A 235-nucleotide genomic window follows, 5' to 3' on the forward strand; every position below is an offset into this window, starting at 1 on the left:
GGGGTCAGTAGAACCATCCGGATAGGTAACAACAACCGGAACCTTGATCTTGTCACCCGGCTTGGCATCCTTCGGAACCTTGACGGTGATCTCACCAGTGTTCTCATCGACGGTCACGCCGTCTGGGGCACCCTCACCCGGCTTAAACGTGGTGCCATCCGGAGCCGTGGTCGGGTTGCCGTCCTTGTCCTTGAACTCAGGAGCAGGAACCTTCACATCCTCACCAGGCTCACCA

The 235-nt window shown here is 58.3% G+C and carries 1 protein-coding gene; it reads right to left on the bottom strand.

Translation table 11 applies throughout. The features are described 5' to 3' along the window. A partial coding sequence (locus HMPREF2785_RS02530) for a YPDG domain-containing protein (protein ID WP_210386079.1) occupies positions 1–235 on the bottom strand: 235 nt, incomplete at both ends.

Source organism: Corynebacterium sp. HMSC067D03 (genome assembly GCF_001811185.1).
GTDB classification, from domain to species: domain Bacteria; phylum Actinomycetota; class Actinomycetes; order Mycobacteriales; family Mycobacteriaceae; genus Corynebacterium; species Corynebacterium coyleae.